Origin of the sequence: Sphingobium lignivorans, from assembly GCF_014203955.1 — a bacterium.
GTDB lineage: Bacteria > Pseudomonadota > Alphaproteobacteria > Sphingomonadales > Sphingomonadaceae > Sphingobium > Sphingobium lignivorans.
Genome location: NZ_JACHKA010000001.1, coordinates 1,630,201 through 1,656,722, shown reverse-complemented (window position 1 = coordinate 1,656,722; position 26,522 = coordinate 1,630,201). Strand labels below are relative to the sequence as shown.

Genomic DNA, 26,522 nt, shown 5'->3' with positions numbered 1-26,522 from the left:
CGTTCAGCCACGTTTGCCGAGCGAAAGCTTGGGCACCGCAACGTCCTTGCGCCGCGCCGCGCCGCGCCCGGAAAGCGACGGATTGGTCATGAAATAATGGTGCAGATTGAACCGCTTGCCTTCCGGCTTGAGGCGTTCATAGGAACCATCGGCGTTCAGCACCCAGCTTTGTTCATTGTCGAGCAGATTGGCCACCAGCACCTGGTCGAGCACCTGATCGTGAACCGTCGGATTTTCGATGGGGAGCATATACTCCACCCGCCGGTCGAAATTGCGCGGCATCCAGTCCGCCGAACTGATGAACAGCTTCGCGTCGTTGTTGGGCAGCGCCTTGCCGTTCCCGAAGGCCCAGATGCGGCTATGCTCCAGGAACCGGCCGACCACCGACTTGACGTGGATATTGTCCGACATGCCCGGCACGCCCGGCCGCAGGCAACAGATGCCCCGCACGATCAGCTCGATCTTCACGCCCGCGTTGCTCGCCGCGTAAAGCTTCTCGATGATGGCCGCATCCACAAGGCTGTTCATCTTGGCCCAGATATTGCCCGGGCGTCCGGTCCGGGCATGCTCGATCTCGGCATCGATGAGCTCAGTCAGCCTCTGCCGCAGATTGAGCGGCGACAAGGTGAGCAGTTCCATCGACTTGGGTTCGACATAGCCCGTGATGTAGTTGAACACCGCGGCTGCATCGCGCCCGGCGCGTGGATCGGCCGTGAAGAAGCTGAGATCCGTGTAGATGCGGGCTGTGACCGGATGATAGTTGCCGGTGCCGAAGTGGCAGTAAGTGCGGAAGCCGGTGCCTTCGCGACGGACGACCATGGATATCTTGGCGTGCGTCTTCCACTCGATGAAGCCGTAGACCACCTGCACGCCGGCCCGCTCGAGCTGGCTGGCCCACAGCAGGTTCTGCTCCTCGTCGAAGCGCGCCTTGAGCTCGACGATCGCCGTGACCGACTTGCCGGCATCGGCCCGCGTCGATGAGCGCGCGGATGATCGCCGATTGCTTGCCAGCGCGATAAAGTGTCTGCTTGATCGCCACGACGTCCGGGTCGGCTGCCGCCTGCTTCAGGAAAGCGATGACGACATCGAAGCTCTCATAGGGGTGGTGGACGATGATGTCCTTGGCCTTGATCGCCGCGAAGCAATCCCCGCCATATTCGCGGATACGCTCCGGGAAGCGGGGCACATAAGCCGTGAACTTGAGATCGGGGCGATCCTCCTCGACCAGCTCGGCGAGATCGGTGATCCCGACGAAGCCGTCAATGTCCACCGACATCGCCTCATGCCCCTGCATCAGCGTCTGGAGCATGTTCTCGACCGGCTCGGCAACGCCGCGCTCCATCTCCAGGCGAATGATCCGGCCGCGTCGGCGCTGCTTGATGGCGCTGCGATAATAGCGGACGAGATCCTCCGCTTCTTCCTCGATCTCAATGTCGCTGTCCCGCAGGATGCGGAAAAGCCCGCTCTCGCGGACGATGAAGCCGGGGAACAGCAGATCGGTAAAGCGCCGGACCAGCGATTCCATCGCGATGTACCGCGCCGTGCGGCCCGGCATGCGAATGAAGCGTGGCAGCGTCGCCGGCAGGATCACCAGTTCCTGCACCACCTGCTTGTCCGACTCGCGGACGAGATCGAAGAACAGGCCAAGTCCCTTGTTGGGAATGAAGGGAAAGGGATGTGCCGGATCGAGCGCCTGGGGCGTGATGATCGGGAAGACCTGCTCCAGGAAATGCTCGCGCAGCCAGGCCTCGGCTTTCCCGTCGACCTGCTCGGTGCCGATCACATTGATTCCGGCGCTGCGCAGGGCCGCCCACAGGTCGTGCCAGACGCTTTGCTGCTCGGCCATGAGCGCGTCGGCGCGCGCCCCGATGGCCTCGAGCTGCTGGGCCGGCGTCAACCCGTCGACCGAACGGAGCTCCACGCCCTGAAGCTGCTGCTCCTTGAGCCCGGCCACGCGGACCATGAAGAACTCGTCGAGATTGTTGCCGGAAATGGAAAGGAAGCGCAGCCGCTCCAGCAGCGGATGTGCGGGATTGGAGGCTTCTTCCAGCACGCGCTGGTTGAAGTTGAGCCAGGAAAGCTCGCGATTGAAATAACGCCCCGGTTCAGGGATCGATGCATCGGAAATCGACGGGACAGGATCGGCTTCAGCCACGGTCGTTCATTCTCCGCGCGAAAATGGGTCGGTTGTTTCGCCTGGCCCGGTTTCGTTACGGAAAAGTTGCCGCACCGATCCCACGGAAAGCTTCTGCCCCGTCGCCAGCGATGCGGCATTGAGGCGGCTCACCAGAGCTTCGATCGCCCCATAGCATCGCTCGGTACGCCGGGCGAGATATTCCGGGACATCCGGTGCGAAGGCGGAGCCGGCCTGCTCCAGTCCATGCGCAATGAGTGCAGCGCTGACCGCCTCGTCAGGCAAGCCGATCCGGGCGATCGCGGCGGTGCCAAGGCGCGTGCGCAAGTCCGGCAAGGCGATCCTCCAGGCCGGCGGCGGCTCCGGCGCGATCAGCAGCAGCGGCGCCCTGCTGTCCTGCGCGTCGTTCCAGAGCGTGAAGAGATGCTGCTCGTCGGCGCGATGGGCATCATCGACCACCTGCCCGCCACTCTCGGCCGCGAACAGCGCGCCCACGAGCGTCTTGCCCGAGCGTGGTGGCCCGACCAGCAGGGTGCAGCATGAGGGCCAGCGGGACCAGTTGCGAACCAGCGCGATGGCATCGGCATTCGCTTCATGGATCAGCAGGCTGTCTCGCTCCCCCCGCTGCGACCAGCCCATGGGCAGCGGCAACTGACTCATCGGTCGCCGCCCCCCGGAGTGGGCTGTGCCGCCGGAGCCCCGGGACGGCGGACGATCCGCAGCGTGCTCCCTGAACCGCTGACGGAGAATCCGCGCGCTTCCAGCGCGACGCGAAGCTGATCGGCCGAGCCGGCAAACCCAAGCTGCATCACTGAAGTGCCGCCCAGCGCCAGGCTCGTCGTGGATATGCCGCTGACGCCCGGGACAGAGCGCAACAAGGCCTGAACCTCGCTCAGCGAGGTGGGGGACGGCGTATCCACCATGATGGTGAGACCGCCATTCACTTGCCCCGTTCCTTCCTCGCTCGGCAGTGCGGCGAGGAGCGAATCCAGATTCTCGACGCCTTCCAGTTCAACGGCGTTGACCGGCTCCTCGATGACCAGTGAAGGATCGGGTCGCAACGTGCCGCTCGCCAGCGCACGGGCATAGAGCGCATCGATCCGGCCGACCGCGTCCGCCATCATTTTAGGCACGTCCTGCGACCTGTTCACGGTCATGGTGAAACTGCCGATGAGATGATTATCCGGTCCGTAACGCGCGGTGAAGTGGCCGGTCACAGGTCCGCCGGGCCAGGTCCGCTCGAGACGTGCGATCGGCATGATGACGTCGGCAGCTCCATAGAGATCAAGCAATACCCGCCACCAGTTGCGACCGCGCCGCCCCGTCTGGCCGGCATTGAGCAACATCGGATCGGCACCATCGCCGACGGTGCGTACATAATCGATGCTGCTCTCGGCGGTCCGGAACATGGCCCAGGCCTTCTGCCACTCACTCGGCCTCTCGAAGGTAGTCGCGGCACCACCATCCCACAGCACGGGAATCACCAGCAACGGCGGAGAGCGCATGATCTGGCCGCTCACGCCAAGCGCCTGCCCGGCCCGGGCGCGATCGAACATGACGGCCAGCGTGGCGATGTAGCGATTGGGGCCGATCTGCTCCTGCTGGACCTCGATGCCGGAAACCAGGCCATCCAGCACGCCGTCACCCAGCATCGGCCCGCCCGCGCCATTCGTGCGCTGCCAGAGCGCGCGCCAGCCGAGTCGCTGGGCCAGCCGCCAGCCTGTCGCGCGCGCAGCGTCGGCATTCGGGCCGTAAACGTCCACGCGAATGTCCCGCACCTCGAAATCGCCATTGGACGCGATCGGCGCGATCCCTCGCTCGCCTTCGATCTGCGCGACAAGCACGGCCGCGAAAGCTGCCAGAACCAGCAGAAAAACGAGGTGAATGGGGCGCAGGGAAGGCAGGCTGAGCGTCACGGCGTCCTTTTGGCGGCATTGCTCTGGAAAACCAAGCCCGATTTGGTAATGGCGGCACATGGACAGCAAGCACAACGCTCCCCCCGCCTACACCTATGCCCAGGCCGGCGTCGATATCGCCGCGGGCAACGCGCTGGTTCGCGCCATCGCGCCGCTCGCCCGGGCAACCCGGCGCCCCGGGGCCGACGCGGACCTCGGTGGCTTCGGAGGTTTCTTCGATCTCAAGGCGGCAGGATTTCGCGATCCCCTGCTGGTCGCGGCAAACGACGGCGTTGGCACGAAACTCAAGCTCGCGATCGACAGCGGCAAGCACGACACGGTCGGCATCGATCTCGTGGCGATGTGTGCCAACGACCTGATCGTGCAGGGTGCCGAGCCCTTGTTCTTCCTCGATTATTTCGCGACCGGAAAGCTGGACAACGGCGTGGCCGAGCGCGTGATCGCGGGAATCGCGGAAGGCTGCAAACAGGCCGGATGCGCACTGATCGGCGGCGAGACGGCGGAAATGCCGGGCATGTATGCGGACGGCGACTATGATCTCGCGGGCTTCTGCGTCGGCGCGGTCGAGCGGGACGAAGTCCTCACTGCCGACAAGGTTGCCGAAGGCGACGTAATTCTGGGGCTCGCCTCCTCGGGCGTCCATTCGAACGGCTATTCGCTGGTGCGTCGCCTCGCGACGGACAAGGGCTGGAAACTGGACCGCCCTGCCCTGTTCGATCAGGACGTGCTGCTGATCGACGCGCTGATGGCGCCCACGCGGATCTATGTGAAGTCGCTGCTGCCGCTGGTCCGCAAGGGACTTGTCCACGCCATGGCCCACATCACGGGCGGCGGCCTGCTGGAAAACATCCCGCGCATTCTGCCCGCCGGTCTCCATGCGCATGTCGATGCCGATCTCTGGCCACAGCCGCGCCTGATGGCCTTCCTGCAGGCGCAGGGCAATATCGAGCCGGGCGAAATGGCCCGCACTTTCAACTGCGGCATCGGCATGGCCGTGGTCGTCGCGCCCGGCGATGTCACCGGCGTGACTGCCGCGCTCGAGGAAGCCGGCGAAACGGTGCATCGCCTCGGCGAGATTCGCGCAGGCGACAAGGGCTGCACCGTAAGGGGCTCGGCGGAAAGCTGGAGCGCGATGGCCGGCTGGAGCGCGACGCATCTCGGCTGACGCCTGCCGCACGTCATGCTGACCTTGTTTCAGTATCCATTTGGCCGCATTGACCGATCCCGATCGCAGATAGCCCCTGGAACAGGTTCAGGGCGATGGTGAATGAGTAGACGTTCCATGGCCAAAGCCAAAGTCGCAGTGATGCTTTCCGGCACGGGAACGACGATGACGTCGCTGCTCTACGCCTCGCGCCTGCCCGGCTGCCCCTATGAGATCGTGCTTGTCGCCTCCAACAGGCCCGAGGCGCGCGGGCTCACCATCGCGGCGGCCGAAGGCGTGCCGACCTTCGCGCACAGCCACAAGGGCATGAGCCGCGAGGCGCATGAGGCGATCATGCAGGAAGCGCTGCTCCGTTCCGGCGCGGATTACGTGGCGCTGTGCGGCTATATGCGCATCCTCACGCCTGGCTTCGTGGCGCAATGGGCGGGACGGATGCTGAACACCCACCCTTCCCTGCTGCCCAATTACCGGGGCCTCGACACGCACCAGCGCGCGATCGACGCAGGTGACAGCCATGGCGGCTGCACAGTCCATCTGGTCACGTCCGAACTGGATGACGGCCCGGTGCTGGGGCAGATCCCCGTCTCGATCCTGCCCGGCGACACGGCCGACTCACTGGCACAGCGCGTGCTCTATGCGGAGTATCAGCTCTATCCGCGCATGCTGGCCGACTATGTGGGCCGGGAGATGGACGCGGACTGGATCATCGCTCGCGTGGGAGAGCTGGCGCTTGCCCTCCCCGAGACGGACGCGCGCACATCGCATGGCGCGCCGGGCTGGCGGGTGGGCGGCGAGAAATCCGGCAAGTTCTTCGCTTATGTTTCAGTGAATCATCATGGCGAGGACGCCATCGCGCTGCTGGTGAAGACATCAGGGCCGGACGAGATGAACGCGCTCATCGATGCGGAGCCGGATCTCTATTATCGCCCCGCTTATTATGGCGCGAGCGGCTGGGTCGCGCTCCGGCTCGACAGGCCCGGCGTGGACTGGGACCATGTCGGGGAATGGCTGGCAAAGAGCTGGCGGGCGGTCGCGCCCAGGAGGCTCACCAGGATGATGGATATTGCCGACGCCTTTTAAGCGAATTGGCGGCGCGGCTTATCGGAAACCGGTGCGCGAGGCAGTGCAACCTTAGCGAAAGTTGTCGGCGTAAGCCTGAATTTTCAAGGTTTTGGGCGGCGTCCTGACCACATGGCATGCAATGCCGTAACGCTCGGCATAAGCGCGCGCGGCGGCTTCGCTCGGGAAAGTCAGCTTCACCTGCTCGCGCGTGTCGCCCGAACCGGCCCAGCCCATCATCGGATCGGGCTTCTTGGCTTCGAGAGCCTCGAACTCCAGCACCCATGTGCCGGTGCGCGCCTTGCCCGACTGCATCGCATTCTTGGGAATCTGGTAGATACGCGCGGCCATGGGGACTCCCTTGCTTGTCGGCTCGTCCGTCGCGCAAAACCGCAGGGCGTGTCAAGATCGCGTGCCTGGGAGAATCGCCGTGCCGTAGATCAGCCCCGCGCATCCGCCCTCTTGGTGCGCAGAGTCGCACTCGCGGCGGCAGGATCGTCCGGCCAGGGATGCTTGGGATAACGGCCCCGCATTTCGCGCGCCACGGCAGCCCAGCTTCCTTTCCAGAAGCCCGGCAAATCCCGCGTGGTCTGGATCGGTCGCCCCGCAGGCGACGTGAGCGACAGGACCAGCGGGATTCGCGCCGCTCCCACCACAGGATGCTCCGACAAGCCGAACAGTGCCTGCACACGCACCTCGACAGTGGGACCGGCCGGCGCGTCATAATCGATGGCGTGATGGCTCCCGGCCGGGCTGGTAAAGTCCGTCGGCGCAAGCGCCTCGATGCGCTGCGTGGCATCCCAACCCAGGCGCTGGACCAGCAGATTGCGCAGCGCGCCTGAGTCGATGGCGCCAAGGCGGCGGGCATCGGCCGGAAGCAGCATGTCCAGCCATGCCTCTGCATCGGCAAGCAGGGCCTCGCTGGAGATGGGCGCGCCTTCCCCGGCAAAATCGGCACGCATGCGCAGGGACATGGCGGCCTTGCCCCATGGCAGAAGCTCCAGTCCGCCTTCCCGTAGCGAGGCCGCCAGCGCGGCGATCACCGCCGCGCGTTCGGGCGAATCATCCGGGCCGGCGGAGAGGCGGATGGCGCCCAGCCAGCGCTCCCGGGAAGCCTCGACGCCGCCAAGGTCGCGTCGCCAGCGCACGGTCCGCTTTTCCTCGATCCGCTCGGCCGCCAGCGCCAGCACATCCGCCTCCTCCAGCGCGACCGCCGAAAGGATGCGCGCGCCCGCGGCGCTTCCCTGAATCTCCCCGACGGCAAGCCATTCCGCGCGGGCCAGCGGATCGGCCGGATCGAGCCGGAAGCCGCGCCCACCCACGCTGATCCAGTCCTGCCCGTCAGCAGCACGCCTGCGCGCGATCCTGTCCGGAAATGCACGCGCGACGCAGTGGGCCAGCGCGGCATCCTCATCATGGCGAGCGCCCTCGCCTGCGGGCGCGCTCTTGCCGACAAGGCCAAGCCAGCGCGCCGCCAGCCTGCGCGCGCCGTCCGCGCGCGGCCCGCGCTCGCGTGCCCAGTTCGCGCGACGGCGGGAAAGGTCGACGGAGGGTCCTCCAAGGCCACGCTCGGTCAGCAGCACGGCGACATCGGCAGCGGCCGGGCCCTCGCCGGCTTCTGCCGAAAGCAGCAGCATATGCGCGAGGCGCGGCTCCAGGGGCAGTTCGGCGATAGCGCGCCCATGAGCGCTCGCACGGCCCTCCTGATCGAGAGCGCCGATCGCGGTGAGACGGCGCCGCGCCACGCTCACCGCTGCGGCGGGCGGCGCATCGAGCCAGCGCAGGGTCGCGGGGTCTGTCACGCCCCAGACCGCGCAATCCAGCACGAGGCCGGTCAGGTCGCTTTCCAGGATTTCCGGTGGATCGAAAGGCGGCATGCCGGACGTGGCGGCCGCTTCCCACAGGCGATAGGCGACGCCCGGCCCCTGTCGCCCCGCCCGGCCCGCGCGCTGGATCACGGCAGCTTGACTGGCGCGCTCCGTCACGAGACGCGTCACTCCGGCCGCAAGATCGTGGCGGGGCCTGCGCGCGAGGCCGCTGTCGACCACGATGCGCACGCCATCGATGGTCAGGCTGGTCTCGGCGATGCTCGTCGCGAGGATGACCTTGCGCGCGCCCGGGCCGGCGGGCCGAAGCGCCGCGCGCTGCGCCGCCGGATCGAGCGAGCCATGCAGGGGACGCACGGCGACATGCGGCGGCAGGCCCGCGAGTCGCTCCGCAGTGCGCCCGATCTCGCCCACGCCCGGCAGGAAAGCGAGCACGTCCCCTTCTTTCTCTTCCGCGAGTGCGCGCCGGATGCTGGCGGCCATCGCATCCTCGAGTCGCTGCGCTGCATCGCGTCCGACATGACGAAGATCGACCGGATAGGCCCGCCCCTCGCTCTCGATGACCGGAACGCCCCCCATCAGCGCGGCGAATCGAGCGCCATCCAGCGTAGCGGACATGGCGAGCAGGCGCAGATCCTCGCGCAGGCCGGCCTGTGCGTCGAGCGCGAGGGCAAGGCCGAAATCGCCCTCGAGGCTGCGCTCATGCACTTCATCGAACAGCACGGCCGCCACGCCCGACAGCTCGGGGTCCGCCTGAATGCGGCGACGGAAAATGCCTTCAGTCACAACCAGCAGCCGGGTGCGCGGTGAGGTGCGGCTCTCGAGTCGCGTGGCGTAGCCGATGGTTTCGCCCGGCTTCTCGCCGGCAAGCTCGGCCATGCGCTCGGCCGCGGCGCGCGCGGCAAGCCGGCGGGGCGAGAGCAGCCATATCTGTCCACCCGCCGCCCACGGCTCGGCGAGCAGGGCCGGCGCGACCATCGTCGTCTTGCCAGCCCCGGGCGGCGCGACCAGCACCGCACCCGTCCGCGCACGCAGAACCGCGAGCAGATCGGGCAGAACCGCATGGATGGGAAGTCGCTGCATCATGCCTCGTCCGTGACGCAGACGCGGCTTTCTAACAAGCCCCCCGGCCTGTCCGGCATCTTGCGATCAGTAAGCGCGCGCGATTGCGAACTCGACAGCCTCGGTCAGGGCCGCCTTGGCCCGCGCATTGCCGAACATGCCGATCGCATCGATCGCCCGCTGGCCATAATGGCGGGCTCGTGCCAGCGTGTCGTCGATCGCGCCCGTCGCGGCGAGCAGGGACTGGGCATGGGCCAGATCGGCATTGTCTCCGTGCAGGCCGGACATGGTTTCTTTCCAGAACTTGCGATCCGCCTCGTTGCCGCGCGCATAAGCCAGGATGACCGGCAGCGTGATCTTGCCGTCGCGGAAATCGTCGCCGGTGTCCTTGCCCATGGTCTCGCCGTCCGAGACATAATCGATGGCATCATCGACCAGCTGGAAGGCAATGCCGAGATTGCGGCCATAGGCGTCCAGCGCGAGTTCCTCCGCTTCGGGCCGCTCGGCCACCACGGCCGCGATACGGCAGGCGGCCGCGAACAGCGCGGCGGTCTTCGCGCCGATGATGTCCAGATACTGGTCCTCGTCCGTCTCGATCCGGCGCTGGGCAGTGAGCTGGTTCACTTCACCCTCGGCGATAACTGCGGAGGCGTTGGCCAGAATCTTGAGGACCTTGAGCGATCCGTCCTCGACCATCAGCTCGAAGGAGCGGCTGAACAGGAAATCGCCGACCAGCACCGAGGCATTGTTGCCCCAGATCATGTTTGCCGTGCGCTTGCCCCGCCGCATCGCGCTGCCATCCACTACATCGTCGTGCAGCAGCGTGGCGGTGTGGATGAACTCGACCGCGGCGGCGAGCCTGTGATGGCGCGTGCCGGCATAATCGAGCAGCCGCGCGCAAGCGAGTGTCAGCATGGGGCGCATGCGCTTGCCGCCCCCCGCGATCAAATGGCCCGCAAGCTCCGGGATCAGCGGAATGCGCGACTGCATGCGCGCCAGGATCACGGCGTTGACGCTGTTCAGGTCTTCCGCGACCAGGCTCATCATCGGCTCGAGCGATGGCGCGCTGTTGCGCGACAGGCGGTGAATGGTGGCGCTCATGGCCGTGCTCTGGCGGCAGCACCCCGGTTTGGCAAGCAAATTGGCTTGCCTTGTGCCTGCGGAGAGGCGAGTGATGCCCGCCGCAAAAAAAGGAGAAGGCAGCGGAATGGACGAAACGCTCAGGCGCTACCGGGAAAGCATCGACAATATCGACGCCGCGCTCGTCTTCATGCTGGCCGAACGGTTCAAGATCACGAAGGCCGTGGGCGAATACAAGGCGACCGTCGCCCTCCCCCCGGCGGATCCGCAACGCGAGAGCGAGCAGGTCGCGCGGCTGCGCCGGCTCGCGATGGACGCCAATCTTGACCCGGACTTCACGGAGAAGTTCCTGCGCTTCGTCATCGACGAAGTGATCCGCCATCATGAGCAGATGCGAGGCAACGACTAGCGCGGGACGTTTCTTCCTCCCCGGGCCAGCGCCGCGCAAGAAAGATGCGCCGCCGGAAAGTGCCGAGGAATCCGAGGCGATCACCTAACAAGGACAGGGAGAGCGAAGGATGGAAACAAGTCGGCGTGATCTCATGACTGCGGGTGCGCTTGTCGCCATGCTCGCTCCGCAGGGCGCCGAAGCGCAGACAATGCGCGCGCCGCCCGGCCTGCTCGAAGTGCTGCATGTCTATGCCGATGCGGACGGCATTTCCCGTGCCCGGCGGGTCCGCGTGCACGGAAACAAGCCCATTCCCGTCGAAACCGTTCTCGCCGGCAGCATCGGCCCGGGCAGGACGCACTGGGGGACAGCGCCCAACAAGCGGTTCTCCATCAACATCACCGGGGACATCGATGTCGAACTCACCGATGGAACCCGTCATCGCATCGGCAAGGGCGATCTGGTGTTCATCGAGGACCAGCGCGGCAAGGGGCATCGCAGCAACATGCTCACCCCGGTCGCCAATCTCTTCCTCATCGTCCCGGATGATTTCGACCTGCTTGCCTGGGCGGGCTAGCCGGCGGCGGGCGCCTGATATGAAAAAGGGCCGCCGGATCACTCCGGCAGCCCTTCTGTCGCATGGACGACTCGCGTTCAGCCGACGATTTCTTCCGGCTTGAAGAAGTAGGCGATCTCGATCGCGGCATTCTCCTCGCTGTCCGACCCGTGCACGCTGTTGGCCTCGATGGACTCGGCGTAGGTCTTGCGGATGGTGCCTTCGTCGGCATTGGCAGGGTTGGTGGCGCCCATCACGTCGCGATTGCGCTTCACCGCGTCCTCGCCTTCGAGCACCTGCACGACGACCGGGCCGGAGATCATGAATTCGACCAGCTCGCCGAAGAAGGGGCGCTCCTTGTGCACCGCGTAGAAGCCCTCGGCCTGCTCGCGGGTCATGTGAATGCGCTTGGAAGCGACGACGCGCAGGCCTGCCTCCTCGAGCATCTTGGTGACGCCGCCGGTGAGGTTACGACGCGTGGCGTCGGGCTTGATGATCGAGAAGGTGCGAGTCACCGCCATGGGAATGCTCCGAAATCAGGCTGAATGGAAAGACGCGCGCCCTCTAGCGGCGAAGTGCTGCCGGATCAAGTGCACACCAGAAACCTTGTTACGATCGATTAATGCGGTCCATCTAAGCTGATGCCCGGGGACGGGAGCATAACATGCAAATGGAAAGCCAGCCCGGACAAGATGTTGTTCCCGGAGAGATCATGTATCGACTGATCCGCCAGACGGACGGATCGATCCAGTACAGGCCAGACGGCCCAGATGTCCCGCCAGTCCCTGCCCTGCATTCCCGTCCTCCGGCGCCGGTGGGCACTGCTGTGGCCCCCTGCGTCAAAGCTGGTCATTGCAGGGAGCCCATCATCTATCACCGGCCCGCCGCGACGATCTGCGAGGATTGCCCCGGCCCGGCACTGCAGCCAGGCACGGAAAGGGCGGCGCCCCGCTCCGGCACCGGCGCGCTCACCGCTTTCGGCATGTACTGGAAACGGGACCAGATCCGCTGGAGCGGCCAGCCCAGGCTGTTCGGGCGGCAGAAGCGCGGGCCGGGCAAGGTGGACTTTGCAGAGCAGGTCGGCGTCTACCTGCTGCATGACCGCGATCGGATCATTTATGTCGGCCGGGCGACGGAGAAGCTCTGCGCCCGCCTCAAGGCCCATACGGGGGACCGGATGGCGGGACGCTGGGATCGTTTCTCCTGGTTCGGCATGCGGGCTGTGGGCAAGGATGGGCTGCTCCACACCCCGTCCTCCTCGTGGAACCACAATGTGATCATCGAAACGATGGAGGCATTGATGATCGAGAGCCTCGAGCCACCACTGAACCGCAAGCGTGGCGACAATCTCTCAGGGGCCGAATATCTTCAGGTCGCCGATCCGGAGATCGAGCATCTTCATCGCACGCAATTGCTGGCCGAACTGATCCACACGACCGGCTGGTCACCACCCTGAGAGCACGGCGATGCTCAGGGTCCCTGCCGCCAGCGGCCGCCTTCCTGCTTCCAGAAACGAGGGACGACGCCGTCCGTCCGGCTCAGCGCGCGCCATGCCGCACGCGCACCGGCGATGGTCGCCTCGTCGAAGAAGTAGAAAGCCCGATCGAAGCCAAGGACCTCTTCCCGCCACCGACCATCCGCCAGCGCCGCATGACGGGCGCCGTTCAGCGGCTCGCAACCGGGCGAGAGCAGCACCGGCTGGACATGCGGCGCCGGCGCGTCGGCATGATCGTTCGCGAGATAGGTCTCCGGCCCCGCGTTCCACAGGCCCCGGGAAATCCGGTCGAGCTGGTCCCGCTCGTCCGAGACCACCAGCAGCCGGCCACCGCTCTCCAGGATCCTGCGCGCGATCGCGGGCATGACGGCTTCGACCGGATCGCGGCTGAGCTGGTAGAAGTCGACCTGCACGCTCTTTTCCGTCCCCCGATCAGTCCGCCTGATAATGATCGCGAATGAGCTGATCGAGCAAGCGCACGCCATAGCCGGTCGCGCCCTTGTCCCAGGTGGCGCCGGGCTTGTCCGCCCAGACCATGCCCGCGATGTCGAGATGCGCCCACTTCACGCCATCCTGCACGAAGCGCTTGATGAACTGCGCCGCCGTGATGGAGCCGGCATAGCGCGGCCCGATATTCTTGATGTCGGCGATGGGGCTGTCCAGCAGCTTGTCATAGGCTTCGGACAGCGGGAAGCGCCACAGCTTGTCGCCGCTTTGGACACCTGCGGAGAGAAGCTGATTGGCAAGACCATCGTCATTGCTGAAGAGGCCAGCATGCTCGTGGCCCAGCGCGATGATCATCGCACCGGTCAGTGTCGCCAGGTCGAGCAGAACCTCGGGCTTGTAGGTCTGCTGCGCCCACCAGATGGCATCGCACAACACCAGCCGTCCTTCGGCATCCGTGTTCAGCACTTCCACCGTCTGGCCCGACATGGTGGTGACGATATCGCCGGGCCGCTGCGCATTGCCGTCCGGCATGTTCTCGACGAGGCCGCAGATGCCGACGACATGGGCATTGGCCTTGCGCAGCGCGAGGGCTTTCATGGTACCCGCCACGGCCCCGGCGCCGCCCATGTCCCACTTCATGTCTTCCATGCCGGGGCCGGGCTTGAGCGAAATGCCGCCGGTATCGAAGGTGACGCCCTTGCCGACCAGCAGCAGCGGCTTTTCCTGAATGCCCCCGGTGCCGTCCCAGCGCATGGCCAAAAGGCGCGGCTTGCGGACCGAGCCCTGCGCCACGCCGAGCAGCGCGCCCATGCCGAGCCGCTCCATGTCGTCCTCGGTCAGCACGCTGATCTCGACGCCCAGATCGGCCAGCGGCGCGCAACGCTCCACGAAGCTCTCGGGATAAAGGATATTGGCCGGCTCCGAGATCAACTCGCGCGTGAACGCCACACCGCCTGCCAGGGCCTCGCGGTCCGCCCACAGAGCCGGCAGCTCAGCCGCCTCGCTGACCAGCGTCAGCGTCTCGAGGGTCGGCTTCGCCTTCTCGCTGAGCCGCGTGCGATAGGTATCGATCCGCCATGCCCGCAACAGAGCCCCGAAGCCGAGATGGGCAAGCGATGCCGCCTCGATTGCCGTGCCGTCCACCGCTGCGTGACTCAGGCCGGACGTCAGCAGCCGTGCGGACACAGAGGCGCCCGCCTTCTCGAAATCGGCGGCACTGCCTTCGCCCGTCCCGACCAGCAGGATGCGCATGGTCTTCCCGGCCTCGCTGGCGAACAACTCGACAAGGCCCCCGGCTTCACCCGCGAAGCGCAGGCTGGCGGCGGCATCGGCCGCCAGGGCCCGCGCCTCGATGGCCGGTGCGATGTCCGCTCCCTTGGCGATCGGGAAGATGAGACATCCCGCATCCTCGGGACGAGAAGCACTGATGGCGATCTTCATGAATTAAGCTCCTGGAACCGAAATGACCGCGCCAGCCGGCGCATGATTGGCTGCCGAATAGCGCCTTGCCGCCCGCCGCGCCACGGCAAACGGCGCGATTGACGCGATTTCGCGCTTGGCTAGGAGATTGCGATCGGGGCGCGGCAATGCAATAGGCGGCGCAGGCGCCAAGCAAAGCTTCCGCCCGCAACCAGTATGGAGACGACAGGTTTGGCGACGAGGCTGCGCCGCGCGCAACAGAGGCAAGCTCTCCAGCGGCCGACGATGGTCGCCGCCACGGCAATCGCATTGCTGCTGGCGGGGACAGGCGCGAATCGCGCCGGCGCCCAAACGACGGGCGAGGGCCCAATCCTTCAGGATCCCCCGGTCGCTGCTCGTGACCTGGCGCCGCCGGACCAGCCGATCTCGGCCGAGGAAATCGCTTTCGAGGCCGCTCGCATCGATTATGATCAGGATTCGGATGTCGTCACCGCGTCGGGCAATGTCCAGGTGTCGCGGGAAGGGGCACGCCTCTTTGCCGATGAAGTGAGCTGGGACCGCAAGGCGGGAACGGTAATCGCGCGCGGCGATGTCGCCCTCGTTAACGAGAAAGGCGACAGGGCCTATGCGGACGAGATGGACGTCACCGAGAGCCTGCGGGACGGGGTCATCCAGAATCTGCTGATCGTCACTAACAATGCCAATCGCCTCGCCGCCGAGAAAGGCACGCGCGAAGGCGATATCTATGTGCTGGAGCGCGCCGCCTACACCCCTTGCCGTGTCGAAACCGATGCCGGCTGCCCCAAGGAGCCGACCTGGCAGATCCAGGCCGATCGGGTGGTGCTGGACAATGCGCGCGAGCGGGTGCGCTACGACAATGCGCGGGTCAAGCTGCTCGGGATGCCGCTCATCCCCCTGCCCGGCTTGCGCCACAGCATCGGCGAGGAAGGCGGCGATGGCTTGCTGGTGCCGGATGTGGGTTATGACCGTCGCAACGGCTTCGAGTTCGCCGTGCCCTATTACTGGCGCCTCTCCAGCAATCGCGACCTGACCCTGACGCCGCACGTCTTCAGCGCCGAATTGCCGATGATCGAGGGCAATTATCGAGCGCTGCTTTCCAATGGCGCTTACCAGGTCACCGGCTTCGCGACCGTCAGCGCCGTGACCCCGGTGGCGGATCCGACTATCACGACCACCAAGGACAAGCTGCGCGGCTACCTCGCCGCGAGCGGAAAATTCCAGTTCGATCCCTTGTGGTCGCTGTCCGGCTCGCTCCGCTACGTTTCCGATCGCACCTTCCTCAACCGCTACGACATTTCCCGCGAAGACAGGCTGCGTTCGACCCTCAATCTCGAGCGCATCGATACGCGCAGTTACCTGTCCATCGCAGGCTGGGCCTTCCAGTCGTTGCGGCCGGGCGTCTCGGCGGGGCAGCTGCCCATCGCCATCCCCGCAATCGACTATCGCCTGCGCACGACCGATCCTCTGTTCGGCGGGCGCGTGCAGTTTCAGGCGAACAGCCTATCGATCCTGCGCACCGATGGCCAGGATACCCAGCGCGCTTTCGCGGGCGTCACCTGGACCCAGAGCCGGCTGACCGGGATGGGCCAGGAAGTGAGCATCACCGGTTATGCCCGGGGCGATGTCTATCACAGCGCGCAGAATGATCTCAGCCCGACGGTCATCTACCGCGGCGAACCCGGTTGGCAGACGCGGGGGATCGCAGCGCTCGCGCTCGACATGCGCTGGCCGTTCATCGGCAAGGCGCTGGGCGGCAGCCAGCGGATCACGCCGCGCATCCAGCTGGTGCTCGCGCCGCGCATTTCCAATCTCGATGTACCCAATGAGGATGCACGGGCGATCGATCTGGAGGATTCCAACCTTTTCGCGCTGAATCGCTTTCCGGGTTATGACCGTTTCGAGGATTCGAGCCGGATCACTTACGGGTTCGATTATCGGCTCGATCGGCCGAATTTCACATTCGACGCCACGGTGGGTCAGAGCTACCGGCTCACCGAACGCGCCACCGTGTTGCCGGACGGCACGGGCCTTTCCGATCGCATGTCGGACATCGTGGGGCGCGCGCAACTGCGCTACAAGGATTTCCTGGCGGTCACGCATCGCTTCCGCGTCGACAAGGATAATCTGGCCGTCCGCCGCAACGAGATCGAGGCGACGGTCGGCTCGCGCAAGACCTATATCGAGGTGGGCTATCTCCGGCTGGATCGCAACGTGACGTCCGGCGTGGAGGACTTGCGCGATGTCGAGGAAGTCCGCGTTGCGGCGCGGGTCGCGATCGCCCGCTACTGGTCCGTTTTCGGCTCGACCAATATCGACCTCACCGGCGCGAATGATGATCCGACCAGCACGCTCTCCGGCTTCGAGCCCGTGCGCCACCGTCTCGGCATTGCCTATGAGGACGATTGCCTGGAAATGGGCTTCACATGGCGCCGCGACTATCAGACGGTCGGCGACGCGCGGCTCGGCAATTCCTTTCAGCTGCGGCTGGTATTTAAGAATCTGGGTATGTAAAGAACAGCCTTCACCGGGGATCTGGCTGCGACGGTCACAGTCATCGCTCAGCCCCGGTTCAGCCGCATCGCGGCATCAGCCGGAGCGAGCGGGCCAGTTTTCGGGCCATCGCCTGCTTCTGAATGGAGAGCATTTTGATCAAGGTTAAGAGGATGCCTTCCGGTATCGCCAGAGCGGTGATTGCGAGCGTTGCGACATGCCTGATCGTCCAGGCGGCGCCGTCGCAGACGGTCGGCGGCGACGACCTGAACGCCCCGTCCACGGCGCTCGACATTCCCGCCGATGTGACGATGTTCGGCAAGCGCGATCCCAATGTGCGCAAGGCGACGGCGCTGGTGAACGGCGAAGTCATCACCGAGACGGATATCGAACAGCGCCTCGCGCTCGTCGTGCTTGCCAATGGTGGCAAGGTGAGCGCGGAGGAAACCGACCGCCTGCGCCTGCAGGTGCTGCGCAACCTTATCGACGAGACGCTCCAGATCCAGGAAGCAGCGGCAAAGGACATCCGCGTCCCCAAGGCCGAACTGGACGAGAATTTCGCGCGGGTCGCGGCCAATTTCCGCTATTCGCCGGAAGGTTTCGCCAAATATCTGAGCGAGCATGGCTCGTCCGAGCGCAGCATCAAGCGCCAGATCGAAGGCGAAGTCGCCTGGAACCGCCTGCTGCGGCGGGAAGTCCAGCCCTTCGTGAACGTCTCGGAGGATGAGGTCACCGCCATCATGGACCGGCTGAAGGCCTCCAAGGGCAAAGATGAATTCCACGTTGGGGAAATCTACCTTTCCGCGACGCCAGAAACGACGCAGCAAGTGCAGGCGAACGGCGAGCAGATCATGGAGCAGATCCGCAAGGGTGGCTCCTTCCAGGCCTATGCCCGCCAATATTCCGAGGCATCGACCGCGGCCGTCGGCGGCGATCTGGGTTGGGTGCGTCCTGCCCAGTTGCCCGACGCGCTGGCGAGCGCCGTGCAGCAGCTCGAGGTTGGACAGGTCGTGGGCCCCATCCCCATCCCGGGCGGCTTCTCGATCCTCTATCTCGTCGACAAGCGCCAGGTGCTGACGGCCGATCCGCGCGACTCTGTGCTCAGCCTGAAGCAGCTCGCCATCGACTTCCCGCCGGGCACCACACCCGCGCAGGCCCAGCAGAAAGCCAATGCTTTCGGCGAGGCCTTGAGCAAGCTGCAGGGCTGCGGCGCGGTTTCCGAACTTGCCAAGGGGCTGGGCGCGACCGTGGTCGAGAATGACATCGTCGCGCGCAACCTGCCGCCGCAGCTCCAGTCCGTCCTGCTCGCCATGCAGGTCGGGGAAGCTACGCCGCCCTTCGGCTCGGCGACCGAGGGCGTGCGCGCGCTCATCCTGTGTGGCCGCGACGATCCGCAAGACGCGGGATCGCCTTCGTTCGACCAGATCATGTCCCAGATGGAAGAAGATCGGGTCAACAAGAGAGCCCGCACCTATCTGCGCGACCTGCGTCGCGATGCGGTGATCGACTATAACTGAGCTGATCCAGACCCGGCCCCCGGGGGCTGTCCCATCGATGCGTCCTGTTGCCATTTCACTTGGAGACCCGGCGGGGATTGGTCCCGAGGTCATTGCAAAATCCTGGGAGGCCCGGGAGGCTGAAGATCTGCCCTGCTTCTTCGTCGTGGGAGATGCCGCGGCGGTCCGTGCCGTCTGGGATGGTCCGATCCGGCAGATCCACGATCCCGCGGATGCCGCGCAGGTCTTTGGCGAGGCCCTGCCGTGCCTGCAGGTCGCCGATGCCGGTGAGATCGTGCCGGGATCTCCCTCGCTGGACGGCGCCCGCTGCGCATTCCAGTCGCTGGAGGCCGCAACCGGCCTTGCCCGTTCTGAAAGCGCCAGTGCCCTCGTGACGGCCCCCGTCTCCAAGGCCCAGCTCGCGCAAGTGGGTTTCACGCATCCGGGACAGACGGAATTCGTCGCCGAGCGCTGCGGCGTGGGGCGCGAGAACATCGTGATGATGCTGGCAGGGCCCACGCTCCGCGTCGTGCCGATCACGATCCATATGCCCTATGCGGCAGTCCCCCAGGCCCTGACCTCCTCCCTGATCCGCAGCCGCGCGCTCGCGACGGTTCGCGGCCTGCGGCGCCTGTTCGGCATCGAGAAGCCGCGACTCGCCATGGCGGGCCTCAACCCCCATGCCGGAGAGGGCGGATTGCTGGGCGATGAGGAGCGGACCATCATCGAACCGGTGCTGGCGCAGCTTCGCAGCGAGGGCGTGGATATCACCGGACCGCACGCTGCGGACGCCATGTTCAGCGCCCGCGCCCGCCGCGAATATGATGCTGCGCTCTGCTGCTATCACGATCAGGCCCTGATCCCCATCAAGGCGCTCCATTTCGACGATGGCGTGAACATGACCCTGGGCCTGCCCATCGTGAGAACCTCACCCGATCACGGCACTGCCTTCGCGCTCGCGGGATCCGGCCAGGCCCATCCGGGCGCCATGATCGCGGCCATCCGCATGGCGCGGGATGCCGAGCTCTTCCGTCGGGCATGGAACGAGACCGGCCAGCCTGCATGACGCCCGTTCTCCCGCCTCTGCGCGAGGTGATCGCCAGTCACGGCCTGCGGGCCAGCAAGGCACTGGGCCAGAATTTCCTGCTCGATGAGCAATTGCTCGATCGGATTGCCGCCGTCCCCGGTCCGCTCGCCGGTGAAAGGGTGTTCGAGGTCGGCCCGGGACCGGGCGGCCTCACGCGCGCCCTCCTGCGGGCGGGTGCGCAGGTAACCGCGGTCGAACGCGATGCGCGCTGCCTGCCCGCTCTTGAAGAACTGGCCGCTGCCTTCCCCGGGAAGCTCCGGGTGATCGAAGGCGATGCGCTCAGGGTCGATCCACTCGAAGCGTGCGGCGGGCCCGCCCATATCGTGGCGAACCTTCCTTACAATGTCGGCACGGCTTTGCTTGTCGGCTGGCTCCAAAGCGCGGTGTGGCCGCCCTGGTGGAAATCGGCCACCCTGATGTTCCAGGCGGAGGTTGCCGAGCGCATCGTCGCTGGCCCGGGGCAGGACGCCTATGGAAGGCTCGCCGTGCTCGCCCAATGGCGCTGCGCCGTGCGGCTGGCAATGAAGGTCCATCGCTCGGCTTTCACGCCTCCGCCCAAAGTGATGTCCGCCGTCGTGCATGTCGTTCCGGGGACGGCGCCGGAAGGCGTCGACGTGCGCACTCTCGGCCGCCTGACGGCGGCGGCTTTCGGGCAGCGACGCAAGATGCTGCGCCAGAGCGTCAAGGGCATTCCCGCTGCGCTGGAGACGCTGGACGCGCTCGGCATCGATGCAAGCCGGCGAGCCGAGACCCTGCGTGTCGAGGATTATGTAGCGATTGCCCGGCGGCTTGGCAGCGCAGATTGAAGCGAAGGGGGCAAGAGCCCCTTATTGCTGCTCGACGATCTTGGGCGGCGCGACTGCCTTGGTCTCGGCCGCCGCCACCTTCGGTGCCCCGGACGCGATGGCCGCAGCCAGCGGCTCGGCGCTCGCGCAATTCGCCTTGCAGATCGTCCGCAGCTTCGCGAGCGTTTCGCGCGCGCTCTCGGTGGCGCCCTTGTCCATCATCGCCAGCCCTTCACCCTGCAGCGCGGTCTGGTTGGAAGGATCCATGTCGAGCACACGGTTGAAATAGCGGATGGCCTTACCGGGCATCTTCTGCGCCCGCGCGATCTTGCCCAGGGCGAGGTAGATGTCCGGATCCTGCGGTGCTAGCAGAAGCGCCGTCTCATAGGCATCGCGCGCCTGGTCATACTGGCCGCTCGTCAACGCCTGCTGTCCTTGGGCAACCCATTGCGCTGCCTTGGGATTCGAAGCCGCGACAGCGGACGGTCGCAATGATTGCTGACCGATACCGCTGCTCGCCGACAGCGCAAGGGCACTCGCCAGCAGGATGGAGGCGGGCGTGAACCGCATGACTGTCTCCCAGAACGAACTGCGTACAACTGACGCCATAAACCCTGACGCTAGCATGGTTTCTCGAGGACGGCGAAGAAAAAGCCGTCTGTCCCGTCATGATGGGGAGTCAGCAAGGTGCCGTCGCCCCAGGGCCGGCCTCGACCGTTCCATGGCACCGGACGCCATAGCGGATCAAAGCTGACAAAATCCTGAATTATCTCGCGCCCTTCGCGTTCCAGCAGCGAACAGACGGCATAGACGAGCCGTCCTCCGGGCCGGACCAGCGGCGCCGCCACCCGCAGCAGTCTCGCTTGCAACGCATTGATCCTGGCCACTCTCTCGGGCGTCAGTCGCCAGCGCGCTTCCGGGTTGCGTCGCCAGGTGCCTGCGCCACTGCACGGCGCATCGATGAGGACGACGTCGCATCTCCCTTCCAGAGATGCGAGCGCGGCTTCCTCGCGGCCCGGATCGAGCAGCAGCGTCTCGATCATGTTCGCGGCGCCGGCCCGCGCGGCCCGGGGCGCGAGACGCGCCAGACGATCGCGCACGCTGTCTGCTGCGATCAGCCGCCCCTCGCCGTCCATGTCCGCCGCCAGCGCCAGGGTCTTTCCCCCCGCGCCCGCGCACAGATCGAGCACGGTCATGCCCGCTTTCGCGCCGCATGCACTCGCGATGATCTGGCTGCCGGCGTCCTGGACCTCGATCCATCCCTGCGCCATGGCGGGATCGCGCTCGACGTCCGTGCCGGCTGGCAGCTCGATGCCATGCGTCGTGCCCGGGATGGGTACCGCTTCCGGCCAGTGGCGCAGCAGCTCTTCCGCGGTCGCCTTGAGACTGTTGACCCGCAAGTGCAGCGGCGCGCGATTCAGCAGGGCCTCCTGCTCTGCGGCATCGACCAGCGGCGAAAGCTCGGGCAGCACCCAGCCGGGCAGGCGCGAAGGGACTGCCGCAAGCTCGGCCGCCCCGATTGGCGCCGGGCCGTGCATCGATCCGTCGAACCATGCCGCCAGGTCGGGATCCTGCCGCGCGACCGCAAGCAACGCCGCGCGCCCGTTATCCGGACGGTCGCCCCAGGCCCGGACCGCCCGATAGACCAAGTCCCGAACGGCGCGCCGATCCTTCGCGCCTGCATAGCGCCGCTCCCGGAAATAGCGCGCCACGAGCGTATCCGCGGCAGCGCCATCGTCACGGGCAGCGGCGATCACAAGATCGAGCAGCTCGATCGCGGCCTGTGCGCGTGCAGCAGGCGTCACTGGCCGATCCCCGCAGGCCCAGCGCTGTTCAAGCCGCGAGCGGGATCAACGCGTCGGGTAATTCGGTGCCTCGCGCGTGATCGTGACATCATGGACATGGCTCTCCGAGAGCCCCGCATTGGTAATCCGCACGAAGCGCGCGCGCTTCTGCAGATCAGTGATGGTCTGGCTGCCGGTATAGCCCATGGCCGCCTTCACGCCGCCCACGAGCTGATGGATCACGTCCCGGGCAGGTCCCTTGTAAGGCACTTGTCCTTCAATGCCTTCCGGAACCAGCTTCATCTGGTCCTTGATGTCCTGCTGGAAATAGCGGTCCGCGGAACCGCGCGCCATGGCGCCGACCGAACCCATGCCGCGATAGCTCTTGTAGGCCCGTCCCTGATACAGGAAGGTCTCGCCCGGCGCTTCCTCTGTGCCGGCCAGCAGCGAGCCGATCATCACGGCAGACCCGCCGGCAGCCAGGGCCTTGGCCACGTCGCCAGACGTACGCAGGCCACCGTCGGCGATCACGGGAATGCCGCTCTTCGCCGCTTCCTCGGCCGAATCCATGATCGCGGTGAGTTGCGGCACGCCCACGCCCGCAATGACGCGCGTGGTGCAGATCGAGCCCGGGCCGATACCGACCTTGATGCCGTCCGCGCCCGCGTCGATCAGCGCGCGTGTCGCTTCGGCGGTGGCCACGTTGCCGGCGATCAGCTGCACCCTGTTGGAGAGCTTCCGGATGCGCTCGACCGAAGCCGCGACGCTGCGGCTGTGACCATGGGCCGTATCGACGACGATGAGGTCGCACTCAGCGTCGATCAGCGCCTCGGTGCGCTCGAGCCCCTTGTCGCCGACCGTGGTCGCGGCAGCGACGCGCAGGCGGCCGGAGGCATCCTTGGTTGCCTGCGGATAGGTGACTGCTTTCTCGATGTCCTTGACCGTGATGAGCCCAACGCAGCGGAAATCGTCATCCACGACCAGCAGCTTCTCGATGCGACGCTGGTGCAGCAGGCGACGCGCTTCCTCCTGCGCCACGCCGATGCGCACAGTCGCCAGATTCTCGTGCGTCATCAGCTCGCACACCGGCTGCGAGGGATTTTCCGCGAAGCGCACATCGCGATTGGTGAGTATGCCGACGAGCTTGCCCGAGGCTTCGACGATGGGAATGCCGCTGATCCGGTGCCGCGTCATCAGCGCCTGCGCGTCCGACAGGGGCTGGTCCGGCCCCATGGTGATCGGGTTGACGACCATGCCGCTCTCGAAACGCTTCACCGCGCGGACGGCTGCGCATTGCTCCTCGATGGAGAGATTGCGATGCAGCACGCCGATGCCGCCGAGCTGCGCCATGACGATGGCCATGTCTTCTTCCGTCACTGTATCCATGGCGGACGAGAGGATCGGAATGTTGAGCGCGATGTCGCGGCTGATCCGGGTGGAGACATCAGCCTGGCTCGGCAGAACGTCGGACTCCCCCGGCTGGAGAAGCACGTCGTCGAAAGTGAGGCCGAGCCGAATGTCCATGAATAGCGCCACCTGGTCTTGAGGAACCCCGCTGGGGAATCAGTGGCGGCCCATGTAACCATTTACAGGCGTTCCCGCTAGGGGCGGCGAAAAGCAGTGCGCGACAGCGGCCCATGCCGGCCGATCCCGAGGTTGACATCCGGGCCGCTGTGGCGCGAAGGCTCGCTGTCATGTCAGCTTTGCAATGGATCGGAGCCTCGCTCCTGCTCGCCGTCGCCGCGCCCGCCCTGGCCCGGCCGGACATCGATGCCGCCCGGATCAACCAGACGGTGAGAACGCTCGCCTCGGACGAGTTTGAGGGCCGCGCGCCCGGTACCGCGGGCGAGCACAAGACCGTGGGCTATCTCATTGCCCGTTTCGAGGCGCTCGGGCTCGAGCCCGGCGGCCGGGACGGAAGCTGGACCCAGGCCGTGCCGTTGCTCCACACCCGGCTGGGCAAGCCCGAGACGCTGGAACTGACGGGCGGCAGCAGCGCGCAGCCCCTGAGCGCGGGCAAGGACATTCATCTCACGACGCTCCAGCCCCGCGACAGGGCCGTGATCGACAACGCCCCGCTGGTCTTCGTGGGCTATGGCGTCGATGCGCCGGAACGCGGATGGGATGACTTCAAGGGCGTGGACCTCAAGGGCAAGGTCGCCGTCTTCCTCATCAACGATCCCGATTTCGTCGCCACGCCGGACGAACCGGTCGCAGGCAAGTTCGGCGGCAGGACCATGACCTATTATGGTCGCTGGACCTACAAGTTCGAGGAAGCGGCCCGGCGCGGCGCGGTTGGTGCCCTGATCGTGCATGATGCGGAGGGTGTCGGCTATGGCTGGAACGTCGTGGTCAGCAGCGGCGGCGAGAATTACGGCCTTGTCCTGCCCCCTGAAAAGCAGACGAGCCTCGCGCTGCAGGGATGGCTCTCGGGCGAGACGTCGCAGGCGCTCTTTCAGCGCGCGGGCCTTGATCTCGACAAGCTGCGCAAAGCAGCGCGGCGCACCGATTTCCGGCCCGTCCCGATCGAGGCTATTCACCTGAACGCGGCCTATCCGGTCTCGCACGAGATCATCCAGAGCCGCAATGTGCTCGCCAGAATTCCCGGCACCACTCGCCCGGACGAGACGATCATCTATGGCGGCCACTGGGACGCCTATGGCGAGGGACCGCCCGATGCGCAGGGCCGCATCTATCGTGCCGGCGCCAATGACGATGCGCTGGGCCTTGCCGGCATGCTGGAGATTGCCCGCAATTTCAAGGCCGGGCCGCCGCCCGAGCGCACCATCCTCTTCGCCGCATGGACGGCGGAAGAGCGCGGCCTGCTTGGGTCGGAAAGCTATGCCGCAAATCCGCTGTATCCCCACGAGAAGACGGTCGCGGTGCTGGACCTCGACATCCTGCAGACGGCGGGCAAGGCACGGGACGTCATTCTGGTCGGTAAGGGCCAGTCCACGCTGGAGGATGATCTCGCCCGCTTCGCTGCCGCGCAGGGCCGCAGCATGACAGAGGAAAGCCTCCCCGAGCGCGGCCTCTTCTACCGGGCCGATCATTTCCCCTTCGCCAAGCGCGGCGTGCCCGTGATGCTCATCATGGGCATTGCCGGCGCGTCCGATCTGGTCGAGGGCGGCCGGGAAGCCGGCCAGAAGTGGGTCGATGACTATACCGGCCGCTGCTATCATCAGGCCTGCGATGCATGGTCGCCGGAGTGGAACCTCGCCGGCGCGATCGACGACATCAGCGTGATGTTCGACATCGGCAATGATCTGACCCATTCCACTCGCTGGCCGGAATGGAAGGCCGGCTCCGAGTTCGCGCGGGTGCGGAAGGAGAGCCAGTCGCAGCGGAAATGAAGTCGGCGCGCAGGGTCGGTTCAACCGGCACCGCGCGCTGGCGGCGTCACCGATGCCGGCGCATCATCCGCGCAGGCGTTCCGCCCGCTCGAGGATGGCTTTTGCTTCCGCCACATGCATGGATTCGATCATGCGGCCGTCATAGCGCTGGGCGCCGCCGGTAAAGGCTTCGATGATCGCCTTCGCCTGCTCCACGGCTGGCCCGCTGGGCGAGAAGCTGCCATTCGCGATGGCGATATGGCTCGGATGGATGATCGACTTCCCGTCGAAGCCGATGTGCCGCCCCTCCTCGCATTCCTGAGCCAGTCCTTCGGGGTCTTCCAGATTGTTGTAGACGCCGTCGAAGGCCGCGACGCCAGCCGCGCGGGCTGCCAGCACGATCGACTGGAGAGCGAGCGAAATGGCACTGCGCGGTGCATCGGGCGGTACGCCGAGGCCGCGCCGCATGTCATTGGTGCCGGCAAGCAACGCCACGACGCCCGGCTCCCGCGCGATCCGCTGCGCATTGACGAGGCCCACCGGCGATTCGATCATGGCGATGATCTGCCGCTGCGTGACCAGATGAACGTCATGCGCCTGCCGCGCCTCGATGACCTTGGGCACGATCACATAAGGAGGCATCGCGGCGCGAACCGCCACCATGTCCAGCCCATGGTCGCTCCGCCCCTCCGCATTGATGCGGATCGCGCATGGCCGCCCGTCGAAACCGGCCTTGACCGCATCGACCGCATTCTGCCGTGCCTGATCGCGGTCCTCGGGAAGGACCGAGTCCTCAAGATCCAGGATGATGAAATCGCAATCGAGCGAACGCGCCTTTTCGATGGCGCGCGGCCGGGAGGCAGGCACGAAAAGCAGCGTGCGAACGAGCCTCAACGGCATGGTGGCTGACGGATCCCTGACGGCGTTCATCCTGGTGCTTTCTCCCTCGTTCAATCCGATTCCGCTTCCCGCAGGAAGCG

At 66.1% G+C, this 26,522-nt stretch carries 22 protein-coding genes and 1 pseudogene; 10 read left to right on the top strand and 13 right to left on the bottom strand.

Annotation, left to right across the window (positions count from 1 at the left end):
- Positions 1 to 3: 3 nt before the first annotated feature.
- The 3 genes and pseudogenes from HNP60_RS07495 to HNP60_RS07485 all read right to left on the bottom strand — a co-directional run bounded on the left by HNP60_RS07495 (position 4) and on the right by HNP60_RS07485 (position 4,050).
- Positions 4 to 2,155, bottom strand: a pseudogene (locus HNP60_RS07495) (RNA degradosome polyphosphate kinase).
- A 6-nt stretch (positions 2,156 to 2,161) separates the two neighbouring features.
- Positions 2,162 to 2,794 carry a P-loop NTPase family protein gene (locus tag HNP60_RS07490; RefSeq protein ID WP_184152099.1) on the bottom strand — a complete coding sequence of 211 codons (633 nt, stop codon included), beginning with the start codon at positions 2,792 to 2,794 and terminating at the stop codon, positions 2,162 to 2,164.
- Complete coding sequence (locus tag HNP60_RS07485; RefSeq protein WP_338056696.1) at positions 2,791 to 4,050, bottom strand: heavy-metal-associated domain-containing protein; 1,260 nt, start codon at positions 4,048 to 4,050, stop codon at positions 2,791 to 2,793. Before HNP60_RS07485 ends, HNP60_RS07490 begins: the two co-directional genes overlap by 4 nt.
- 58 nt (positions 4,051 to 4,108) lie before the next feature.
- On the opposite strand from HNP60_RS07485, the gene purM reads away from it, so the two are divergent.
- Both purM and purN read left to right on the top strand, forming a co-directional pair.
- Entirely contained in the window at positions 4,109 to 5,215 is a 1,107-nt protein-coding gene (gene purM / locus HNP60_RS07480; protein ID WP_184152096.1) for a phosphoribosylformylglycinamidine cyclo-ligase, read from the top strand.
- A 117-nt stretch (positions 5,216 to 5,332) separates the two neighbouring features.
- Entirely contained in the window at positions 5,333 to 6,295 is a 963-nt protein-coding gene (gene purN, locus HNP60_RS07475) for a phosphoribosylglycinamide formyltransferase (protein ID WP_184152093.1), read from the top strand.
- Between the two features lie 51 nt (positions 6,296 to 6,346).
- Here purN and HNP60_RS07470 read toward each other — a convergent pair whose 3' ends face one another.
- From HNP60_RS07470 to HNP60_RS07460, 3 genes are all read right to left on the bottom strand, one after another.
- Positions 6,347 to 6,625, bottom strand: coding sequence for an NADH dehydrogenase ubiquinone Fe-S protein 4 (locus HNP60_RS07470; RefSeq protein ID WP_014075826.1), 279 nt, complete (start codon positions 6,623 to 6,625; stop codon positions 6,347 to 6,349).
- Positions 6,626 to 6,714: 89 nt separating this feature from the next.
- Positions 6,715 to 9,183 (bottom strand): ATP-dependent helicase HrpB, encoded by a 2,469-nt coding sequence (gene hrpB / locus HNP60_RS07465; RefSeq protein ID WP_184156934.1) that lies wholly within the window; start codon positions 9,181 to 9,183, stop codon positions 6,715 to 6,717.
- A 66-nt stretch (positions 9,184 to 9,249) separates the two neighbouring features.
- Positions 9,250 to 10,263: a polyprenyl synthetase family protein gene (locus HNP60_RS07460; protein WP_014075824.1), complete on the bottom strand. Its 1,014-nt coding sequence runs from the start codon at positions 10,261 to 10,263 to the stop codon at positions 9,250 to 9,252.
- A 106-nt stretch (positions 10,264 to 10,369) separates the two neighbouring features.
- Between HNP60_RS07460 and HNP60_RS07455 the strand changes: the two genes are divergently transcribed.
- Together HNP60_RS07455 and HNP60_RS07450 are read left to right on the top strand one after the other, a co-directional pair.
- The gene (locus HNP60_RS07455) at positions 10,370 to 10,651 is read left to right on the top strand and encodes a chorismate mutase (protein ID WP_184152090.1); all 282 of its coding nucleotides are present in this window, start codon (positions 10,370 to 10,372) and stop codon (positions 10,649 to 10,651) included.
- Between the two features lie 109 nt (positions 10,652 to 10,760).
- Positions 10,761 to 11,207, top strand: coding sequence for a cupin domain-containing protein (locus HNP60_RS07450; RefSeq protein ID WP_184152087.1), 447 nt, complete (start codon positions 10,761 to 10,763; stop codon positions 11,205 to 11,207).
- 77 nt (positions 11,208 to 11,284) lie between these two features.
- Here HNP60_RS07450 and ndk read toward each other — a convergent pair whose 3' ends face one another.
- The gene (gene ndk, locus HNP60_RS07445; protein ID WP_014075821.1) at positions 11,285 to 11,707 is read right to left on the bottom strand and encodes a nucleoside-diphosphate kinase; all 423 of its coding nucleotides are present in this window, start codon (positions 11,705 to 11,707) and stop codon (positions 11,285 to 11,287) included.
- 191 nt (positions 11,708 to 11,898) lie between these two features.
- Between ndk and HNP60_RS19740 the strand changes: the two genes are divergently transcribed.
- The gene (locus HNP60_RS19740) at positions 11,899 to 12,642 is read left to right on the top strand and encodes a GIY-YIG nuclease family protein (RefSeq protein ID WP_221414623.1); all 744 of its coding nucleotides are present in this window, start codon (positions 11,899 to 11,901) and stop codon (positions 12,640 to 12,642) included.
- A 14-nt stretch (positions 12,643 to 12,656) separates the two neighbouring features.
- On the opposite strand, the gene HNP60_RS07435 is transcribed toward HNP60_RS19740, so the two are convergent.
- Both HNP60_RS07435 and HNP60_RS07430 read right to left on the bottom strand, forming a co-directional pair.
- Positions 12,657 to 13,094: a DNA polymerase III subunit chi gene (locus HNP60_RS07435; RefSeq protein WP_184152084.1), complete on the bottom strand. Its 438-nt coding sequence runs from the start codon at positions 13,092 to 13,094 to the stop codon at positions 12,657 to 12,659.
- A 19-nt stretch (positions 13,095 to 13,113) separates the two neighbouring features.
- Complete coding sequence (locus HNP60_RS07430) at positions 13,114 to 14,568, bottom strand: leucyl aminopeptidase (protein WP_184152081.1); 1,455 nt, start codon at positions 14,566 to 14,568, stop codon at positions 13,114 to 13,116.
- Between the two features lie 264 nt (positions 14,569 to 14,832).
- On the opposite strand from HNP60_RS07430, the gene HNP60_RS07425 reads away from it, so the two are divergent.
- From HNP60_RS07425 to rsmA, 4 genes are all read left to right on the top strand, one after another.
- Positions 14,833 to 17,079, top strand: coding sequence for an LPS-assembly protein LptD (locus HNP60_RS07425; RefSeq protein WP_420825244.1), 2,247 nt, complete (start codon positions 14,833 to 14,835; stop codon positions 17,077 to 17,079).
- A 152-nt stretch (positions 17,080 to 17,231) separates the two neighbouring features.
- Positions 17,232 to 18,575 (top strand): peptidylprolyl isomerase, encoded by a 1,344-nt coding sequence (locus HNP60_RS07420; protein WP_184152075.1) that lies wholly within the window; start codon positions 17,232 to 17,234, stop codon positions 18,573 to 18,575.
- Positions 18,576 to 18,612: 37 nt separating this feature from the next.
- Positions 18,613 to 19,620: a 4-hydroxythreonine-4-phosphate dehydrogenase PdxA gene (gene pdxA, locus HNP60_RS07415; RefSeq protein ID WP_184152073.1), complete on the top strand. Its 1,008-nt coding sequence runs from the start codon at positions 18,613 to 18,615 to the stop codon at positions 19,618 to 19,620.
- Positions 19,617 to 20,447, top strand: a complete 831-nt coding sequence (gene rsmA, locus HNP60_RS07410; RefSeq protein WP_184152070.1) for a 16S rRNA (adenine(1518)-N(6)/adenine(1519)-N(6))-dimethyltransferase RsmA — start codon at positions 19,617 to 19,619, stop codon at positions 20,445 to 20,447. Before pdxA ends, rsmA begins: the two co-directional genes overlap by 4 nt.
- 21 nt (positions 20,448 to 20,468) lie before the next feature.
- Here rsmA and HNP60_RS07405 read toward each other — a convergent pair whose 3' ends face one another.
- From HNP60_RS07405 to guaB, 3 genes are read right to left on the bottom strand one after another with little or no spacing between them, the layout of a single operon-like run.
- Positions 20,469 to 20,996 (bottom strand): tetratricopeptide repeat protein, encoded by a 528-nt coding sequence (locus HNP60_RS07405; RefSeq protein ID WP_041391801.1) that lies wholly within the window; start codon positions 20,994 to 20,996, stop codon positions 20,469 to 20,471.
- Positions 20,997 to 21,046: 50 nt separating this feature from the next.
- Positions 21,047 to 22,231: an RsmB/NOP family class I SAM-dependent RNA methyltransferase gene (locus HNP60_RS07400; protein ID WP_184152067.1), complete on the bottom strand. Its 1,185-nt coding sequence runs from the start codon at positions 22,229 to 22,231 to the stop codon at positions 21,047 to 21,049.
- Between the two features lie 45 nt (positions 22,232 to 22,276).
- Complete coding sequence (guaB, locus tag HNP60_RS07395) at positions 22,277 to 23,734, bottom strand: IMP dehydrogenase (protein ID WP_184152065.1); 1,458 nt, start codon at positions 23,732 to 23,734, stop codon at positions 22,277 to 22,279.
- Between the two features lie 170 nt (positions 23,735 to 23,904).
- Here guaB and HNP60_RS07390 point away from each other — a divergent pair, with 170 nt between their 5' ends.
- A complete protein-coding gene (locus tag HNP60_RS07390; RefSeq protein ID WP_184152062.1) occupies positions 23,905 to 25,563 on the top strand; it encodes a M28 family metallopeptidase in 1,659 nt (552 codons plus the stop codon).
- Between the two features lie 63 nt (positions 25,564 to 25,626).
- On the opposite strand, the gene HNP60_RS07385 is transcribed toward HNP60_RS07390, so the two are convergent.
- Entirely contained in the window at positions 25,627 to 26,472 is an 846-nt protein-coding gene (locus tag HNP60_RS07385) for an HpcH/HpaI aldolase/citrate lyase family protein (RefSeq protein WP_260394772.1), read from the bottom strand.
- Positions 26,473 to 26,522: the final 50 nt, after the last annotated feature.

What these genes read in the sequence shown, in the direction of transcription:
- HNP60_RS07390 (WP_184152062.1), top strand. Translation starts at nt 23,905, where the DNA reads ATGTCAGCTTTGCAATGGATCGGAGCCTCGCTCCTGCTCGCCGTCGCC.
- purM (WP_184152096.1), top strand. Translation starts at nt 4,109, where the DNA reads ATGGACAGCAAGCACAACGCTCCCCCCGCCTACACCTATGCCCAGGCC.
- HNP60_RS07460 (WP_014075824.1), bottom strand. Translation starts at nt 10,263, where the DNA reads ATGAGCGCCACCATTCACCGCCTGTCGCGCAACAGCGCGCCATCGCTC.
- HNP60_RS07385 (WP_260394772.1), bottom strand. Translation starts at nt 26,472, where the DNA reads ATGAACGCCGTCAGGGATCCGTCAGCCACCATGCCGTTGAGGCTCGTT.
- HNP60_RS07420 (WP_184152075.1), top strand. Translation starts at nt 17,232, where the DNA reads ATGCCTTCCGGTATCGCCAGAGCGGTGATTGCGAGCGTTGCGACATGC.
- HNP60_RS07450 (WP_184152087.1), top strand. Translation starts at nt 10,761, where the DNA reads ATGGAAACAAGTCGGCGTGATCTCATGACTGCGGGTGCGCTTGTCGCC.
- HNP60_RS07405 (WP_041391801.1), bottom strand. Translation starts at nt 20,996, where the DNA reads ATGCGGTTCACGCCCGCCTCCATCCTGCTGGCGAGTGCCCTTGCGCTG.
- HNP60_RS07470 (WP_014075826.1), bottom strand. Translation starts at nt 6,625, where the DNA reads ATGGCCGCGCGTATCTACCAGATTCCCAAGAATGCGATGCAGTCGGGC.
- ndk (WP_014075821.1), bottom strand. Translation starts at nt 11,707, where the DNA reads ATGGCGGTGACTCGCACCTTCTCGATCATCAAGCCCGACGCCACGCGT.
- pdxA (WP_184152073.1), top strand. Translation starts at nt 18,613, where the DNA reads ATGCGTCCTGTTGCCATTTCACTTGGAGACCCGGCGGGGATTGGTCCC.
- HNP60_RS07455 (WP_184152090.1), top strand. Translation starts at nt 10,370, where the DNA reads ATGGACGAAACGCTCAGGCGCTACCGGGAAAGCATCGACAATATCGAC.
- HNP60_RS07430 (WP_184152081.1), bottom strand. Translation starts at nt 14,568, where the DNA reads ATGAAGATCGCCATCAGTGCTTCTCGTCCCGAGGATGCGGGATGTCTC.
- HNP60_RS07490 (WP_184152099.1), bottom strand. Translation starts at nt 2,794, where the DNA reads ATGAGTCAGTTGCCGCTGCCCATGGGCTGGTCGCAGCGGGGGGAGCGA.
- purN (WP_184152093.1), top strand. Translation starts at nt 5,333, where the DNA reads ATGGCCAAAGCCAAAGTCGCAGTGATGCTTTCCGGCACGGGAACGACG.
- HNP60_RS07425 (WP_420825244.1), top strand. Translation starts at nt 14,833, where the DNA reads ATGGTCGCCGCCACGGCAATCGCATTGCTGCTGGCGGGGACAGGCGCG.
- guaB (WP_184152065.1), bottom strand. Translation starts at nt 23,734, where the DNA reads ATGGACATTCGGCTCGGCCTCACTTTCGACGACGTGCTTCTCCAGCCG.
- rsmA (WP_184152070.1), top strand. Translation starts at nt 19,617, where the DNA reads ATGACGCCCGTTCTCCCGCCTCTGCGCGAGGTGATCGCCAGTCACGGC.
- HNP60_RS19740 (WP_221414623.1), top strand. Translation starts at nt 11,899, where the DNA reads ATGTATCGACTGATCCGCCAGACGGACGGATCGATCCAGTACAGGCCA.
- hrpB (WP_184156934.1), bottom strand. Translation starts at nt 9,183, where the DNA reads ATGCAGCGACTTCCCATCCATGCGGTTCTGCCCGATCTGCTCGCGGTT.